Annotated in this window: 15 protein-coding genes; 6 read left to right on the forward strand and 9 right to left on the reverse strand. The window is 73.6% G+C overall.

Annotated features, from left to right (window positions below; genetic code table 11):
• Positions 1 to 79: 79 nt before the first annotated feature.
• Entirely contained in the window at positions 80 to 817 is a 738-nt protein-coding gene (locus tag ACFTWP_RS03850) for a DUF2278 family protein (protein WP_380262349.1), read from the forward strand.
• 147 nt (positions 818 to 964) lie between these two features.
• The gene (locus ACFTWP_RS03855; RefSeq protein WP_380262351.1) at positions 965 to 1,663 is read left to right on the forward strand and encodes a peptidylprolyl isomerase; all 699 of its coding nucleotides are present in this window, start codon (positions 965 to 967) and stop codon (positions 1,661 to 1,663) included.
• 141 nt (positions 1,664 to 1,804) lie between these two features.
• Here the strand turns inward: ACFTWP_RS03855 and ACFTWP_RS03860 are convergent, their stop codons facing one another.
• Positions 1,805 to 2,833: an Lrp/AsnC family transcriptional regulator gene (locus ACFTWP_RS03860; protein ID WP_380262353.1), complete on the reverse strand. Its 1,029-nt coding sequence runs from the start codon at positions 2,831 to 2,833 to the stop codon at positions 1,805 to 1,807.
• A gap of 134 nt (positions 2,834 to 2,967) precedes the next feature.
• On the opposite strand from ACFTWP_RS03860, the gene ACFTWP_RS03865 reads away from it, so the two are divergent.
• From ACFTWP_RS03865 to ACFTWP_RS03875, 3 genes are all read left to right on the forward strand, one after another.
• Positions 2,968 to 4,503 (forward strand): DHA2 family efflux MFS transporter permease subunit, encoded by a 1,536-nt coding sequence (locus ACFTWP_RS03865; protein ID WP_380262355.1) that lies wholly within the window; start codon positions 2,968 to 2,970, stop codon positions 4,501 to 4,503.
• Positions 4,504 to 4,767: 264 nt separating this feature from the next.
• Positions 4,768 to 5,157, forward strand: coding sequence for a hypothetical protein (locus ACFTWP_RS03870; protein ID WP_380262357.1), 390 nt, complete (start codon positions 4,768 to 4,770; stop codon positions 5,155 to 5,157).
• Between the two features lie 119 nt (positions 5,158 to 5,276).
• A complete protein-coding gene (locus ACFTWP_RS03875; protein ID WP_380262359.1) occupies positions 5,277 to 5,915 on the forward strand; it encodes a GNAT family N-acetyltransferase in 639 nt (212 codons plus the stop codon).
• A 98-nt stretch (positions 5,916 to 6,013) separates the two neighbouring features.
• Here the strand turns inward: ACFTWP_RS03875 and ACFTWP_RS03880 are convergent, their stop codons facing one another.
• The 7 genes from ACFTWP_RS03880 to ACFTWP_RS03910 form a co-directional block, all read right to left on the reverse strand.
• Entirely contained in the window at positions 6,014 to 7,303 is a 1,290-nt protein-coding gene (locus ACFTWP_RS03880) for a geranylgeranyl reductase family protein (protein ID WP_380262726.1), read from the reverse strand.
• Positions 7,304 to 7,526: 223 nt separating this feature from the next.
• Positions 7,527 to 8,219 carry a demethylmenaquinone methyltransferase gene (locus ACFTWP_RS03885; RefSeq protein ID WP_380262361.1) on the reverse strand — a complete coding sequence of 231 codons (693 nt, stop codon included), beginning with the start codon at positions 8,217 to 8,219 and terminating at the stop codon, positions 7,527 to 7,529.
• Positions 8,220 to 8,307: 88 nt separating this feature from the next.
• The gene (locus ACFTWP_RS03890; protein ID WP_380262363.1) at positions 8,308 to 8,901 is read right to left on the reverse strand and encodes a hypothetical protein; all 594 of its coding nucleotides are present in this window, start codon (positions 8,899 to 8,901) and stop codon (positions 8,308 to 8,310) included.
• 571 nt (positions 8,902 to 9,472) lie between these two features.
• Complete coding sequence (locus ACFTWP_RS03895) at positions 9,473 to 10,102, reverse strand: hypothetical protein (protein ID WP_380262365.1); 630 nt, start codon at positions 10,100 to 10,102, stop codon at positions 9,473 to 9,475.
• Positions 10,103 to 10,117: 15 nt separating this feature from the next.
• A complete protein-coding gene (mqnC, locus tag ACFTWP_RS03900; protein ID WP_229928034.1) occupies positions 10,118 to 11,338 on the reverse strand; it encodes a cyclic dehypoxanthinyl futalosine synthase in 1,221 nt (406 codons plus the stop codon).
• A 127-nt stretch (positions 11,339 to 11,465) separates the two neighbouring features.
• On the reverse strand, positions 11,466 to 13,184 hold the full coding sequence (locus ACFTWP_RS03905) for a serine/threonine-protein kinase (RefSeq protein WP_380262367.1): 1,719 nt from the start codon (positions 13,182 to 13,184) through the stop codon (positions 11,466 to 11,468).
• 131 nt (positions 13,185 to 13,315) lie between these two features.
• Entirely contained in the window at positions 13,316 to 14,209 is an 894-nt protein-coding gene (locus ACFTWP_RS03910; RefSeq protein ID WP_380262369.1) for a menaquinone biosynthetic enzyme MqnA/MqnD family protein, read from the reverse strand.
• 321 nt (positions 14,210 to 14,530) lie between these two features.
• On the opposite strand from ACFTWP_RS03910, the gene ACFTWP_RS03915 reads away from it, so the two are divergent.
• Positions 14,531 to 14,734, forward strand: a complete 204-nt coding sequence (locus ACFTWP_RS03915) for a cold-shock protein (RefSeq protein ID WP_057227626.1) — start codon at positions 14,531 to 14,533, stop codon at positions 14,732 to 14,734.
• Between the two features lie 234 nt (positions 14,735 to 14,968).
• On the opposite strand, the gene ACFTWP_RS03920 is transcribed toward ACFTWP_RS03915, so the two are convergent.
• Positions 14,969 to 16,312 carry a dicarboxylate/amino acid:cation symporter gene (locus ACFTWP_RS03920; RefSeq protein WP_380262372.1) on the reverse strand — a complete coding sequence of 448 codons (1,344 nt, stop codon included), beginning with the start codon at positions 16,310 to 16,312 and terminating at the stop codon, positions 14,969 to 14,971.
• Between the last annotated feature and the right edge of the window lie 164 nt (positions 16,313 to 16,476).

Genomic DNA, 16,476 nt, shown 5'->3' on the forward strand with positions numbered 1-16,476 from the left:
TTCGGTGGCTGGCGGCGGACGGCACGGGAACGGAACCCTTGGCCTGCTGTGATCATCTCGGCAGCCGAGGAGGAGAGACATGCCACTGGCCCACTACGGCGTGACCATCGGAACGTTCAACGACTTCTACCGGGACTCCAGCCACCAGTACGGCCACTGGTACCACGGGCACGTCCGGCTCGACACGCCCCAGGGGGTGTACGAGGCGGCGCTCGACGTGGACGCCCCGGCCGTCACCGGGGTCAGTTACCGGCTGGTGGACGACCTGCGGGCGGCCGACCTGGCCCTCGTCCGGGCGTTCCCGGACGGGTTCCACCCGCTGGAGTCCTCGTCGAGCTCGGGGGCGCTGGACTACGCCCGCAGCCCGCAGCTGCGGACCCCGCGCTGGGTGGACCGCGCCCGGACGGCGGGCCGGGCGGTGTCCCGCACCCTGCAGCGGCCGGCGATCGGCGCACCGGCCTTCGGTCCCGACCTGATCGACCTGGTCGGCGGGTGGCTCGGCGGGCGCGCGGCGGGCGTCCGGTTCTTCCCCTGGGTGGCCAGCAACGGCGACAACGCGCTGGACGTGCTGGAACCGCATCTGCGCGCGGCGAGCCGGATCTACGTCTTCGGCCAGGCCTTCCAGGAGGGCCTCGGGGTGCACGACGTCCACCAGAACCAGGGCGACCCGCCCGGCGAGCACTACGCGGCGAACGGGATCTGGCAGGACGGCGCGGTGGTCTGCGAGCATCCGGACGGCCGCATCATCGTCTGGCAGCTGAAGTTCAACACCCAGACGCTCTCGACGGACGAGCACGGGAACCCGAAGCTGCCCTGAGCTCCCGGGGCCCGGCTCCCGGCTCCCGGCTCCCGGGGCCGGTCGGTCGGATCGGCCCGACCGACCCGATCGACCCGATGGGGCCCGACGCGGACCCGGCCCCGGGGCCGCATGACAGGCCTGTGCGCGGGCATGGATGATGCATCCATGACAACCATCCCGTCCAGGAAGGCCCGTCAAGTGAAGCGCAAACACTGGGCACTGCTCGTCGCAGCGACCACCCTCCCACTGGCCGTGACCACCGGCGCCGCCGCCGAGACCCCGGAACAGGGCGCGGCGGGCGCCGTCACCTGCACGTACACCCCGGCCGTCCCCGCCGACAACTTCAAGGGGATCCCGGTCTTCGACGCCAGGAAGGCCGCCAAGCCCTACAGCGCCACCCTCAAGACCTCCCAGGGCGCCGTCACCTTCCAGGCGCTGACCGACAAGGCGCCGTGCACGACCTGGTCGTTCCGGTTCCTCGCCGAGCACGACTACTTCGACCGCAGCCACTGCCACCGGCTCACCACCCAGCGCCTGTACGTGCTGCAGTGCGGCGACCCGACCGGCACCGGCAGCGGCGGGCCCGGCTACTCCTTCCCGGACGAGAACCTGGAGGGCGCCACCTACCCCGCCGGCACCGTCGCGATGGCCAACGCCGGACCGAACACCAACGGGAGCCAGTTCTTCTTCGTCTGGAAGGACACCAAGCTCTCCCCGGCCTACACCCCGTTCGGCCGGGTGACCGGCGGCCTCGACGTCCTGCAGCGGATCGCGGCCGGCGGCGAGGACGACCAGAACGGCCCCGGCGACGGCTTCCCCACCCTGCCGGTGGAGTTCAAGCGGGTGCGGATCGCCGGCCGCTGACCCGTGCGGTCGCCCGCGCAGGGGCGGTCCGCGCCGGCCCTGCGGCCGGACCGCCCACCGCGCCGGGCGCACCCGGCCCGCGCTCCCGCTCAGCCCATCCGCTCAGACCGTCCGCTCAGACCAGCCGTTCAGACCAGCCGTTCAGACCTCCGGACGACCGGCGCCGGGCGGATCGACCAGCCGCAGGCCGTCCATCAGCATGCCGGCCCGCTTCACCGTGCGGATCACCGTGATCAGTTCCACCTGGCGCACCTGCGGGAGGGCGCCGATCCGCTCGGTGAGGTACTCGTACAGCGCGTCGTTGTCCTTGCAGATCACCACCGCCACCAGGTTCGCCGCACCCGTGATGGCGGCCGCGAAGGGCACCTCCGGGTGGCTGTTCAGAGCGGCGCCCACGGCGGCCAGGTCGGCGGGGGCGACGGTGGCCAGCAGCACCGCCTGGGCCCGGAAGCCGAACAGCGCCGGGTCGACCTCGATGTCGTAGTAGATCGCGCCACTGTCCCGCAGCTGGTCGAGCCGGCGCCGGGCGGTCGACTCGGAGAGCCCGGCCGCCCGCGCGAGCTCGGGATAGCCGGCCCGGCCGTCGGTGGCCAGCACCGCCAGCATCGCGAGCTCCGCCTCGTCCAGCTCGATCCGGCCGCCCGGGTCGAGCGGCGGCGCGGGGCGCTCCAGCGCCGCCAGCTGCTCGGCGGTCAGCACGTCCACGCCGCCCCAGCGCCGGGGCCCGCCCATGTACATCCGCAGGATGCTGTAGGCGGAGATCCCGGTGACCCGGCGGGTGCCGGGCAGCTTCTGCAGCAGCAGGGCGTCCCGGTCCTGCCTGGTCCTGGCCCTGGTGATGCAGTGGATCTCGGTGCCGCCGGCGACCAGCGTCACCCAGGCGATGTCCGGTCGACGGGCCAGCGCGTCCGCCACCGCGACCGCCGCGTCGGGGGTGCACTGGATCCGCAACCAGGACTCGTACAGGCCCACCCGGTGGCCCACCGGCAGTCCGAGGACGCGCAGCACACCGGCGGTGCGCAGCCGGCGGTAGCGGCGGATCACCGTCTGGTCGGAGACGCCCAGCACCTCGGCGATCCGGCTGAAGGGGGCCCGGCCGTCCACCATCAGGGCCTGTACGACGGCCCGGTCGAGGTCGTCCAGGTCGGGATCCGGCTCACGGCTCTTCATGGTTTCCATCATCACAGGCCCATCGGACGTCGGAATCCACCGGTACCGGCCGCCGGGATGGATCGATCCGTTCGGCGACTGCCATCTTGGAGCGGCCGGGCAGAGCGCCCCGCACCATCACCGAGGAGACCCCGATGCGCAAGTGGCTACCGCTGACCGCGGTGTGCCTGGGTGCGTTCATGCTGCTGGTGGACGTCACCATCGTGACCGTCGCCCTGCCGGACATGGCCACCAGCCTGCACACCACGTTCGCCGACCTGCAGTGGGTGATGGACCTCTACGCCCTCGCCCTGGCCGCACTGCTGCTGGGCGCCGGCTCGCTGGCCGACCAGATCGGCCGCCGCAAGGTCTACCTGGCCGGACTCGGCCTGTTCGCACTCGCCTCGCTGGCCTGCGGCCTGGCCACCGGGCCGGGCATGCTGATCGCCTTCCGGGGCCTGCAGGGCGTGGGCGGCGCCGCGATGTTCGCCACCACGATGGCCCTGCTCAGCGGCGCCTACCAGGGCCGGGACCGCGGCATCGCCTTCGGCGTGTGGGGCGCGGTCAACGGCGCCGCGGCGGCGGCCGGCCCGGTGCTCGGCGGCCTGCTCACCGAACACCTCGACTGGCGCTGGATCTTCTACGTCAACCTGCCGGTCAGCGTGCTGGCGGTGCTGGTCACCCTGCGGGTGGTCAAGGAGTCCCGCAACCCGCAGGCCAGCGGCGTCGACCTGCCCGGCATGGTCAGCTTCACGGTGTTCGCCGGCGCCCTGACGTACGCCCTGATCCGGGTCGGGGACAACGGCTGGACCTCCACCGCCACGCTGGGCCTGTTCGCGCTGAGCGCGGTGTCGCTGCTCGCCTTCGTCCTGGTCGAACTCCGCAGCAGCCGGCCGATGCTGGACCTCGGGCTGTTCCGCAGCCCGGCCTTCGTCGGCATCATGACCGGTGGTCTGCTGCTCTCCGTCGCCGCCTTCTCCTACCTGGTGTACTCCTCGCTCTGGCTGCAGACCGTCCGCGGCATGGGACCGGTGACGGCCGGTCTGGCGATGCTGCCGATGAGCGTGGTGGCCTTCGTGGCGGCCGCGGTCGCCGGCAAGAAGCTGCACGGCGCGCCGCCGCGGCTGACCATCGGCGGCGGCCTGCTGCTGATCGGCGCGGGCGCGCTGCTGCAGATGGTGATCGGCGCCGAATCGACCTGGGCGGCGCTGGCGGCCGGCCTCGCCGTCACCGGCGCGGGCGTGGGACTGGCGACCCCCGCGATGGCAGCCGCGGCGATGGCCGCCGTGCCGCCGGCCCGGGCCGGCATGGCGGGCGGCGCGCTCAACACCGCCCGCCAGCTGGGCAACGCGCTCGGCATCGCCGTCCTCGGCGCGGTCTTCCAGGCCGGGCTGGTGGACTCGATCCGCTCCGCCCACGCGGTGCCCGACCCGCAGGGCACCGCCGACGCCCTGACCGGCGGCCAGGCGGCCGCGGTGATCGCCCGGGCCCCGCAGTCCGCGCACCTGGTGCACGCGGCCTTCGCGGACGGCCTGCGGGACACCTTCCTGGTCTCGGGCGTGCTGGGCCTGCTGGGCGGGGTCGCGGTCCTGCTGCTGGTCAGGCCGTCGGCCGGGCCGGCCGCCGCACCGGCCGACGGACCGGCCGCAGTGCCCGCCCAGGCCACGGCCCGGGCGGACGCCAAGCTGTAGCGCGCCGGACGGCGGGGCGTACGGGGGAACGGCCCGCGGGATGCGAGGGTCATGAGGGGCGCGAGCGGTTGCTCGCGCCCCTCATGCCGTTCCCCGGCCCCTCCGGCGCCCGGATCGCGCCGTCGCCGGCCGTCGCAACTCGCCCGTCGGGGCGCATGGCCGACATTCCGTCACCGGAGGCCACGGGTGACCTGCGGCGGGCACGGCGCTAGCGTGGCCCCATCCGGGCCGAACCGGCGCCCCGATGCGAGGTAGTGCACGACCATGCCCTTCGACGATCCCGACACCCCTCCGGACGGCGGCCGGCCGACGGACTACATCGGCCTGGCCACGGTCGAGATCAAGGGCCTGACCGGACCGGCCACCTACCCCAGACTCGACCTGGCGCTGGACGCCCTCCAGCACTCCCTGCTCGCCCTGCCGCTCTCCGCGCAGGACCACGAGGCCCTGCGGGAGTTCCTCTCCCCCGCCGGGCGGCGCCGGATCGCGCGGCACCTGATCGGCACGGGCGAGACCCGGACCCTCGCCTTCCTCGGCATCGACGCCCACACCGTACGGATCCGGGCCACCAACCCGCCGCGCCCCGGCGCGGACGAGGCCTGTTCGGCCTCCTGGCGGCCGCCCCGGGCCTCGCCCTGGCCCACGGTCGCCTGACCTCTCCCTCGCCCCCGCCCTCCCTTCGCCCGCCTCCGCACCTCCGTTCCCCGGCCGAACCCCGTCCCCAGCCGGTAAGATGCCAATCAAATAAAGACCTATTACACGGGGTGGTCGGAATGGCATCGGAACTGGCACGGGCATGGGTACGGGGCTGGGTCGCCTCCCGGGCGACGGCAGCGCCGGTCGAGGAGCCCTGGGGCCTGCGGATCGAGGTCGGCCACCCCCGGCAGGTCACCAGGCACGTCCTGTTCGACACCCGGCAGGCCACCGTCCGCGCACTGGCCGGGCGCATCAGCGCCCCGACCACCTCGATCAAGGCCTTCGTGGAGCCGGAGGCCCTCGCCCCGCTGCTCTCCCCCGAGGACTGGACCCCCGACAGCGCCGGCTTCCTGATGTCCGCCGCCCTGCGCCCGGCCGCCGTCCGCGCCCCCGACAGCTACCGCCTCACCGGCGAGAGCGTCGACGGCGTGACCAGAGTGCGGGTCCTCGGCCCCGACGGCTCCCTCGCCGCCCGCGGCCAGATCGCCCCCACCGGCCCGACCGCCGTCGTCGACCAGGTCGAGACCGACCCCGCCCACCGGCGCCGCGGCCTGGGAACCCTCGTGATGCGGACCCTCGCCACCGCCGCCGCCGAGCAGGGCGCCGGCACCGGCGTCCTCGGTGCCACGACCGAGGGCCGGGCCCTGTACGAGTCGCTGGGCTGGACCGTCCGGGCGCCGCTCAGCGGCTTCGTCTACCGGGCCGCCGCCGACTGAGGCCCGCCGGGAGCCACCCCGCCCGCCGCCCGCCGAACGACCGCGCCGCCCCCGTCGGATCGACGGGGCGGCGCGGTTCGGACGGCGGCGGGGCCGCCTCAGGCGTTCGGGGCCACCTTCGCCAGGCCGTTGATGATGCGGTCCATCGCGTCGCCGCCCTGCGGGTCCGTCAGGTTGGCGAGCATCTTGAGGGTGAACTTCATCAGCATCGGGTGGGTCAGGCCGCGCTGGGTGGCGAGCTGCATGATCTTCGGGTTGCCGATCAGCTTCACGAAGGCCCGGCCGAGCGTGTAGTAGCCGCCGTAGACGTCCTTGAGGACGCGCGGGTACGCCTCCAGCGCCCGCTCCCGGCCGGCCGGGGTGAGGCGGGCGTGGGCCTGGACGACGACACCGGCGGCGAGCTGGCCGGACTCCATCGCGTAGGCGATGCCCTCGCCGTTGAAGGGGTTGACCATGCCGCCGGCGTCGCCGACCAGCAGCAGGCCGCGGGTGTAGTGCGGCTGACGGTTGAAGGCCATCGGCAGGGCCGCGCCGCGGATCGGGTCGGTCATGTTCTCCGGCGTGTAGCCCCACTCCTCGGGCATGCCCGCGCACCAGGCCTTGAGCACCTCGCGCCAGTCCAGCTCGCCGAAGGCGGGCGAGGAGTTGAGGATGCCGAGGCCGACGTTGGAGGTGCCGTCGCCCATGCCGAACACCCAGCCGTAGCCGGGCAGCTGCTGCTTGCCGCCGTTGCGGGTGTCCCACAGCTCCAGCCACGACTCCAGGTAGTCGTCGTCGTGGCGCGGCGAGGTGAAGTACGTCCGGTAGGCGACGCCCATCGGGCGGTCCTCGCGGCGGTGCAGGCCCATCGCGAGGGAGAGCCGGGTGGAGTTGCCGTCGGCGGCCACCACCAGCGGGGCGCGGAAGGTGACCGCGCGCTTCTCCTCGCCGAGCTTGGCGGTGACGCCGACGATGCGGCCGGTGCGCTCGTCCAGGACCGGCCCGCTGACGTTGCAGCGCTCGTACAGCCGGGCACCGGCCTTCTGGGCCTGACGGGCCAGCAGCTCGTCGAAGTCGGCGCGCTTGCGGACGAGTCCGTAGTCGGGGAAGGACGACAGCTCGGGCCAGTCCAGCTCCAGCCGGACGCCGCCGCCGATGATCCGCAGGCCCTTGTTGTGCAGCCAGCCGTTGTCGGTGGAGACGTCGATGCCCATGTCGACGAGCTGCTTGGTGGCGCGCGGGGTGAGGCCGTCGCCGCAGACCTTCTCGCGCGGGAACTCGGTCTTCTCCAGCAGCAGCACGTCCAGGCCGGCCTGGGCCAGGTAGTACGCGGTGGTGGAGCCAGCCGGCCCGGCGCCGACCACGATGACGTCCGCCGTGCTCTCCACGGGGCTGTCCGGCTTCGTCAGATCGGCTGCGGTGTCGGTCACGGCGGGCACTCTCCTGGGAACTGCGGCGGTGGCACGGGCTGCCTGTCCACCGCAGTGTAGTTGCCGCCCTCCGGTGGACTCCGGAGGGCGGCGCCCGGTGGTTCACCCGGGGCGCCGCCGGCCGGCCGGAACCGCGCGGATCGTTCGCACCCGTGACGACGGCCGCGGACCGCACCCGCCGGTGGCCGGGCCCGCGCGTGGCTCAGGCCTTGAAGCCCCGGTGGAGGGCCACGATGCCGCCGGTCAGGTTCCGCCAGGCGACCTTCGACCAGCCGGCCTCCTGCAGCAGCGAGGCCAGACCGGGCTGGTCGGGCCAGGCGCGGATGGACTCGGCGAGGTAGACGTACGCGTCGGGGTTGCTGCTGACGGCCGTGGCGACCGGCGGCAGTGCCCGCATCAGGTACTCGGTGTAGACCGTGCGGAACGGCGTCCAGGTCGGCGTGGAGAACTCACAGATGACGATCTTTCCGCCGGGCTTGGTGACCCGCTGCATCTCGCGCAGCGCGACCCCGGTGTCCTGGACGTTGCGCAGCGCGAAGGAGATCGTCACGGCGTCGAAGGAGGCGTCGGCGAACGGCAGCCTGGTGGCGTCGCCGGCGGTGAGCGCGAGCTCGGGGTGACGGCGCTTGCCCTCGCTGAGCATCCCGACGGAGAAGTCGCAGGGCACGACCCTGGCGCCGGACTCCTGGAAGGGCAGGGAGGAGGTGCCGGTACCGGCCCCGAGGTCGAGGACGGTGTCCCCCGGCCCGGCGCCGACGGCCTCGGCCACCGCGCGCCGCCAGGCGCGGGCCTGGCCCAGGGAGAGCACATCGTTCGTACGGTCGTACTTGGCCGCGACGTCGTCGAACATCGCGGCGACTTCGTGCGGCTGCTTGTCCAGAGAGGCTCGGGTCACGCACCCATTGTTCACCCTCCGGCCGACGGCCCTGGCCAGGGGGCACCGTGCGGCGCCCGACCCGGCCGAACGGCCCGGACCGGACCCGTCAGTGCAGGGCCCGCCGGCCGCCCTTGCGGCGGCGCCGGGAGCGCTTGCCGTGGGTTATCGCGGGCATGCCCTCCGCCAGCGCCTCGGTCGCGAAGGCCACCGTGGTGCGCACCCGGCCGGAGCCGAAGTGGGCGGCCTGGGCCGCCCGGGCCCGGCGGTCACGGACGATCCGCAGCACGCAGAGCAGGAACAGCACCACCGCGACCGGCACGCTGGCGCGGGCCAGGCCGACACCGGCCGGCTGCGGGTAGCGGTCCCCGCAGAGGCGGACGGCGCCCGGATCGTCGGCGGCGTGCTCCAGGCAGACGGAGTCGCCGACCGCGGCCGAGTCCTGCAACGGGAGGGCCGCGGCGGTGTGCTGCTGCCCGCCGGCCCGGTAGGTCACGGAGCTGTAGGAGCCGCTGCCGGTGGAGAGCTGGGTGACGGTGCCCTGGACCTGGACCGGGTTGGCACCGATCCGGTCGGCCTGCTCGGCCTGGCGCCAGCCGAGCAGGCACATGCCGACGGCCAGCACGGCGCTGAGCACCGCCGCCAGATACCAACCACGGCCCAACCGCGGGGAGCGCGGCGGGTGGACGGTCGCGGGTCGCATGGTTCCTGTCCTGGCTTGCCTGAGCTGGACCCGGGACGGGCCCCCGCCGCCCGGGCCGGGCGGTGTGCTGAGGGTACGGAGTGAGCTGTCCGGGATCGTATCCGCTGGCGGGCCCTCAGGTCACGGCGAAGGGGTAATCAGGGGCTCTGACCAGTACTGGAGTTAGGGCGCCCACGAAGGTTCCGCCCGGATTGCGAAGGTTCGCGGCGGGTTCTGCGGGGCTTTCGACGGCACCGCGCACCCGGCACCCCCGACCGTGCCGCACAACACCGGCCGGCACCGAAAACCACCGGGCAGCACAGCCCGGACGACGAGCGGGACCCGCGAGGACGCGAGGACGCGAGAACCGTCAGCAGCGGGTCAAAGCCCCCGGAGGCGAGCCGAGCCCCACCCGCGAGCGAGCCGAAGGGGCGCGCCGGTGCCGTAATGGGGGCACCCCCGGCCGAAGGCTGGGGGAGAGGGAGCGAGGAAGCGACCGACGAAGGAGCGCTGGGGGTACCCCCGGCCGGAGGCTGGGGGAGAGCGATGACCGTCGGCGCCGGATCAGAGCGCCCCGGAGGCGAGCCGAGCCTTATGAGCGGTACAGCATCCGGCCGGCCAGCACGGTGGCGAGGCAGCCGCCCGTCGGGGTGCCCTCGGCGTCGAGTTCCAGGACGGCGAGGTCGGCCCGTCCGCCGGTCGTCAGCGAGCCGTGGGCGGCCTCGGCGAGGGTGAGTCCGGTCCGGGGCGCGAGCGGGTCCAGCGGGCCCCTCGTACCGTCACCCGGCAGCGCCAGCAGGCCGGAGCGGGCCACCGCGGTCCGTACCGGGGCGCGCTCGAACGGGCCGGCCACCGCCGTGACGCCGTGGCCGAGCATCCGCTGCAGGCCGCGCCGGGCGCTGCCGCCCCAGCGGGCCTCGTCGAGGCGGCCCAGTTGCTCCAGCCCGGGGCCGTACAGCGGCTCGACGCCGAGTTCCTCGCGCGGGTCGGGGTGGTAGGCGCACTCCAGCAGCCAGTGGCCGTACGGGTTGCGCAGACCCGGCGTCAGCAGGCCCGTCCACTCCCGGGTGCGGGCGGAGGGGAAGGCGGCGGCGAGGTCCCGGTACGGGCCGAGGCCGGCGATCCGGTCGCCCTGCACCACGACCGCCCCGTCGTCGATCGGCGGGGCGGTCGGGTCCGCCGGGGCGGCCAGCAGTCGGGTGGCCCGGTGCAGGGTCAGCATCGGTGCGGGCGCCGGTCAGTTGGTGGAGAGGATCTTCAGCTCGGGGTGCGCGGTGCCGCCCTCGATCGCGGTGGAGGCGATGTGCGAGGCGACCCGCGGGTCCACCGGGTCGTTCGCCGGGTCGTCCAGCACCCGCAGGTGCTCGTACGTGGTGGAGCGCTGCGCGGGGGTGCGGTCGGCGGCCCGGATGAGGTGGATCAGCTCGGTGAGGTTGGAGCGGTGCTTGGCGCCGGCCGCGGAGACGACGTTCTCCTCCAGCATGACCGAGCCCAGGTCGTCGGCGCCGTAGTGCAGCGACAGCTGGCCGGCCTCCTTGCCGGTGGTCAGCCAGGAGCCCTGGATGTGGGCCACGTTGTCGAGGAAGAGCCGGGCGATGGCGATCATCCGGAGGTACTCGAAGACGGTGGCCTGGGTGGAGCCCTTGAGGTGGTTGTTCTGCGGCTGGTAGGTGTACGGGATGAAGGCCCGGAACCCGCCCGTGCGGTCCTGCACGTCGCGGATCATCCGCAGGTGCTCGATCCGCTCGGCGTTGGTCTCGCCGGTGCCCATCAGCATGGTGGAGGTGGACTCGACGCCCAGCTTGTGCGAGGTCTCCATGATCTCCAGCCAGCGCTCGCCGGACTCCTTGAGCGGGGCGATCGCCTTGCGCGGCCGCTCGGGCAGCAGTTCGGCGCCGGCACCGGCGAAGGAGTCCAGGCCCGCGCGGTGGATCCGGGTGATCGCCTCCTCCACGGAGACCTTGGAGATCCGGGCCATGTGCTCGACCTCGGAGGCGCCCAGCGAGTGGATCACCAGCTGCGGGAAGTCCGCCTTGATGGCCGCGAACGCCGTCTCGTAGTACTCGACGCCGTAGTCCGGGTGGTGGCCGCCCTGGAACATGATCTGGGTGCCGCCCAGCTCGACGGTCTCCGCGCAGCGGCGCAGGATCTCGTCGAGGTCGCGGGACCAGCCCTTGTCGCTCTTCGGCGCCACGTAGAAGGCGCAGAACTTGCACGCCGTCACGCAGACGTTGGTGTAGTTGATGTTGCGTTCGATGATGTACGTCGCGATGTGCTCGGTACCGGCGTAGCGACGCCGGCGGACGGCGTCGGCGGCCGAGCCCAGGGCGTGCAGCGGCGCGGAGCGGTACAGCGCCAGGGCCTCCTCGGGGCTGATCCTCCCGCCGGCGGCCGCCCGGTCGAGGACGGCCTGCAGGTCGGTGCTGGGCGCATCGAGGATCGCTGCGAGCTCGGACACCTGGCGGCCTTCTCTCTCTCGGTGGTACTGCGCTGCGGTACGTGCACTTCGGTACTGCGGGAAGGTGCGGACTGAGCCGCACCCGGGACGACCGGACCAGCCTACGCCAGAGGTTTCCGGCGCCCGGTCAGCCCTTGCGCGACAGGTCGCCGGAGGGGTCGGAGCCCATCGCGGCGCCGGTCACCTCCAGGTGCAGCCGGCCGTCCGCCGAGAGGGTGTAGGTCTGGCGTTCGGGCTGCCCGGTGCACTCCGGGGTGGCCTCGGCGGGGGCCTCCTGGATCACCAGCGTGCGGGGCTCGGCCGACACCAGCGTGCCGGTGCCCCGGCAGACGGTGCTGCTGAAGTGCGAGGCGTTGCTGGTGCGGGCCACCACCTGGCCGACCGCGCCGGCCACGAACTCCACCCGGAAGGTGCTGGCCAGCGGGACGATCTTGGTGGTGATGTCGCCCTCCCAGCTGCCCAGGAAGCCCGCCGGCACGGCGCTCGGCCCGCCCGGCGCCGGGCTCGCGGACGGCGGCGGCTGGGTCGCGGCCGGGGCCGAGGGGCTCGGCCCGGTGGTCCACGAGGTCGACCAGCCGGTGGTGAAGGAGGTGACGCCGGTGGTCACGCGGGTGGTCGTGGTGGGGGTGCCGCCGCTCTGCGGCGTCCCGCCGTCCAGCGAGTCGCGGAGCCTGACGCCGCCGTAGACCAGGAGGGGTGCGGCCAGCACGGCGAGGGCCACCAGCAGCGCCGTCCGCTTCGCCCTCCCGGCGGCGGGCCGGTCGTCGACCGGTTCGGCGCCGGGCGATGCAGTGCCCGACGGTGCGGTGCCCGGCGATGCGGTGGCGGCCGGAGCGGCGCCCAGTCGTACGGTACCCGGCGGCGGGCCGGCCGGCCGGAGGTCCGCCGGCACCGCGTCCGCCGGCACCGGACCGGCGGCGGGCGCGGCCCCGGCCGGCTCCTCCGAGTCCAGCTCCAGCAGCTCGACCGCGCTCCGGCCGACTGCCTCGGCCATCGCCGGCGGCAGCCAGGCACCCTGCCGCAGCCGTACGGTGCCCGCCTCGCCGGCCGCGAGCAGGTCGCGCAGCCGGGCGGGGGTCGGGCGGGCGGCCGGTTCCTTGGCCAGGCAGTCGCGGACGATCGCGCGCAGTCCCGGGTCGAGCGCCGAGAGCTCGGGCTCCTCGTGCAGCACCCGGTAGAGCAGGACGGCGGCGCTCACCCCGTCGCCGAAGGGCGGTACGCCGGTGGCCGCGAAGGCGAGCACCGCGCCGAGCGAGAAGACGTCGCTGGGCGGCCCGGCCGGCACGCCCCGGGCCTGCTCGGGCGACATGTAGCCGGGCGAGCCGACCACGAAGCCGGACTGGGTGAGACCGGTCGCGGCGTCCAGCGCGCGGGCGATGCCGAAGTCGATCAGGCGCGGGCCGTCCAGGGTGAGCAGCACGTTCGACGGCTTGACGTCCCGGTGCACCAGCCCGCGGCCGTGCACGTGCGCCAGGGCCTCGGCCAGTCCCGCGCCCATCGCCCGGACGGCGGGCGCGGGCAGCGGGCCGAAGTCCCGGACGGCGGCGCCGAGCGCCGGCCCCGCCACGTAGCCGGTGGCGACCCAGGGGTGCGGGCCCTCGGTGTCGGCGTCCAGCACGGGGGCCGTCCAGGCGCCGCCCACCAGCCTGGCCGCCGCGACCTCCTGGCGGAACCGGGCGCGGAACTCCGCGTCCTCGGCCAGCTCGCCGCGCACCACCTTGACGGCGACCGTCCGGCCGCCGGCCGTGCGGCCCAGGTAGACCCGGCCCATGCCGCCGGCGCCGAGCCGCCGCAGCAGCCGGTACTCGCCGATCCGTGCCGGATCGTCGGATCCCAGTGGTTCCATCCCCCGCGCTCCCCTCAACGGCCGGTCGACAGCATGACCGTACCGGTGGCGGGGCGCGGCGCCACCGTCGGCGGCGTCCGGCCGGTTCGGGTCCGCGGGTCGACGGCCGGGCGCGGGCCCGCCGGGCGGCCTCAGGCCGTCGGGACGGCCTCCAGCAGGCGGACGGTGACGTCGGGGGCGAAGCCGCTGTCGTGGCCGACCCGGCGGGCGAACTCGGCGATGCCCGCCAGCTGGCGCTCGCCCAGCGAGTAGTCCAGGGCCTCGGTGAAGTAGCGCTCCAGCAGGTCGGCGTCGAACTCCTCCCAGCGGGCGGCCTGGGCGGCGACCTGGCCGGCCTCGGCCAGGGAGAGGTCACGGGACTCCAGGAAAGCGCGGTGGACGGCGGCGACCGCCTCCGGCCGGGCCTCGACGAAGTCCCGGCGGGCGGCCCAGACGGCGAAGACGAAGGGCAGGCCGGTCCACTCCTTCCACATCTCGCCGAGGTCGTGCACGGCCAGCCCCTGGGAGGGCGCCTGCTCCAGGGAGGCGCGCAGCGCGGGGTCGCCGATCAGGACGGCGGCGTCGGCCCGGGCGAGCATCGCGTCCAGGTCCGGCGGACTGCTGAAGTACTCGGGGCGCACGCCCTCGCGCTCCTCCAGCAGCAGCTGGGCCAGCCGGACGGAGGTGCGGCTGGTGGAGCCGAGCGCGACCCGGCGGCCGTCCAGTTCGGCGAGCGGCACCTTGCTCACGATCACGCAGGACATCACCGGTCCGTCGCTGCCCACCGCGATGTCGGGCAGCACCACCAGTTCGTCCGCGTGCCGGAGGTACTCGACGCAGGTGATCGGGCCGAGGTCCAGCGAGCCGGCCACCAGGAGGTCGCTGAGCTTCTCCGGGGTGTCCTTGGTGAGGTCGAGGTCGAGCAGGTTGCCGGTCCTGGCCAGGCCCCAGTAGAGGGGGAGGCAGTTCAGGAACTGAATATGTCCGACCCGGGGCCTGACCGGCGTAGCCGGCGTCGCCGGGGCACTCCCATCCCGCACTGCCACTGCTCGCTCCTCTGCTGTTCGTACTCTCCCCGCAGGGTATGCCCGGGGCTCCGTGGAGCCTTCACCGGCCGTCCGACACGCCCTGTCCGCACCTCAAGTCACCCCTGGTCGCCGTCCCGCCTGCGTGCTAGCGTTGCCCTCAGTTGCAGTTTGATTCCCCTTGCAGTACTTGAAGCCTGCGGAGCATGTAACCGCAGGCTTTTTGTAGTTTTTCAGCAATATCGAAAAACTCCGGGCCCACTCCGGAGGCGGGGCGATCAGCGCAGCGGACCGGGTGCCACACGGTGTGGCACCCAATACGTCCCTCGCAAGGAGAACGGCATGGCTCAGGGAACCGTCAAGTGGTTCAACGCTGAGAAGGGCTTCGGCTTCATCGCCCAGGAGGGCGGCGGCCCCGACGTCTTCGTCCACTACTCCGCCATCAACGCGAACGGTTTCCGCTCGCTGGAGGAGAACCAGGCGGTCAGCTTCGACGTCACTCAGGGCCCGAAGGGCCCGCAGGCGGAGAACGTCACCGCTATCTGACCATCCTCATGATGATCTGATCGCTCGGGACCCGACTGGGTCCGACGGTGGCCCTCACTGCCGCCACCATGAGCACAACGAGCAGCACCCAAGGGGGCTCGCCACGTCCTGGACGCGGCGGGCCCCCTGCCTCGTTCCCGGCCCGCCGGGCGCCCGCGGACGACAGCCCGCGAGCCCGCTCCCCGGCGGGGGGAGCGGGCTCGCGGGCACGGTGCGGTCACCGCAGGTGCGGGGTCAGGCCGCGGCCGGGACCTTCTCGCCGGCCTGGGCCGGGATGACGACCGGGGCGTCGTCCAGCAGGTCGCCCCGGGGGTTGTTGTAGGCCACCAGGTCCAGGGTCTTCTCGCGGGCCGAGACCAGGATCGGCACGACCGCCTGACCGGCCACGTTCGTCGCCGTCCGCACCATGTCCAGGATGGGGTCGATCGCCAGCAGCAGGCCGACGCCCTCCAGCGGCAGGCCCAGGGTGGAGAGGGTCAGCGTCAGCATCACGATGGCGCCGGTGAGGCCGGCGGTGGCGGCGGAGCCGATCACCGAGACGAAGGCGATCAGCAGGTAGTCGCCGATGCCGAGCTGCACCCCGTAGACCTGGGCGACGAAGATCGCGGCCAGCGAGGGGTAGATCGCGGCGCAGCCGTCCATCTTGGTGGTGGCGCCGAACGGGACGGCGAAGCTGGCGTAGTCGCTCGGGACGCCCAGGCGCTCGGTGACCCGGCGGGTGACCGGCAGGGTGCCGACCGAGGAGCGGGAGACGAAGGCCAGCTGGATGGCGGGCCAGGCGCCCTTGAAGAAGTTGAGCGGGTTGAGGCCGCCGACGAACTTCAGGAGCAGGGAGTAGACCACGAACAGCACCAGGGCGCAGCCGACGTAGACGTCCGCGGTCAGCGTCGCGAACGGCTTCAGCAGGTCCCAGCCGTACTTGGCGACGGACTTGCCGATCAGGCCGAGGGTGCCGAGCGGGGAGAGCCGGATGACCCACCACAGGGCGGTCTGGGTCAGCTCCAGGACGGTCTCGTTCAGCTTGAGGACCGGTGCGGCCTTCTCGCCGAGCTTGATGATCGCGGCGCCGACCACGACCGCCAGGAAGACGATCTGCAGGACGTTCACCTCGGTGAAGGAGGTGACGATGTTGGTCGGGATGATGCCGGTCAGGAAGTCGACCCAGGTGCCGGAGGACTTGGGCGCCTTGAGGCCCTCGGTGGTGAGCTCGGTGCCCTTGCCGGGGTTGGTGAGCAGGCCCAGGCCCAGGCCGATCGCGACGGCGATCAGCGAGGTGATCAGGAACCAGAGCAGCGTGCGGCCGGCCAGCCGGGCGGCGTTGGTGACGTTGCGCAGGTTCGCGACGCTGACCACGATCGCGGTGAAGACCAGCGGCGGGACGGCCAGCTTGAGCAGCTGGACGAAGGTCTTGCCGATGGTCTCCAGGGTGGTGGCGAGCCAGGAGATGTCGGCGGTCCGGGCGAGGTAGCCGAGGGCGACGCCGAGCACCAGGCCGGCGACGATCTGGGCCCAGAACGGGGTCTTGCGGACTCGGGCGAGGAAGGACGGCGACGCGGTCGCCTCGGGCACTGCGGACATGGCTGTGCGGCTCCGGGGGAGGGAGTGCTGAACGGGGGGCTGGACGGGAAGGGCGGCACGGCGCGGAGCCGGGAACCTCGGGGGCGTGCCGCCTAGATACAGCTGATGGCGCGACAGGCGCGCGGGCTGTCCACAGCACCGGGCAGGCGCATGCCGGCCGCGGG

The sequence above is a fragment of the Kitasatospora sp. NPDC057015 genome, from assembly GCF_042673745.1.
Classification (GTDB): Bacteria; Actinomycetota; Actinomycetes; order Streptomycetales; family Streptomycetaceae; genus Kitasatospora.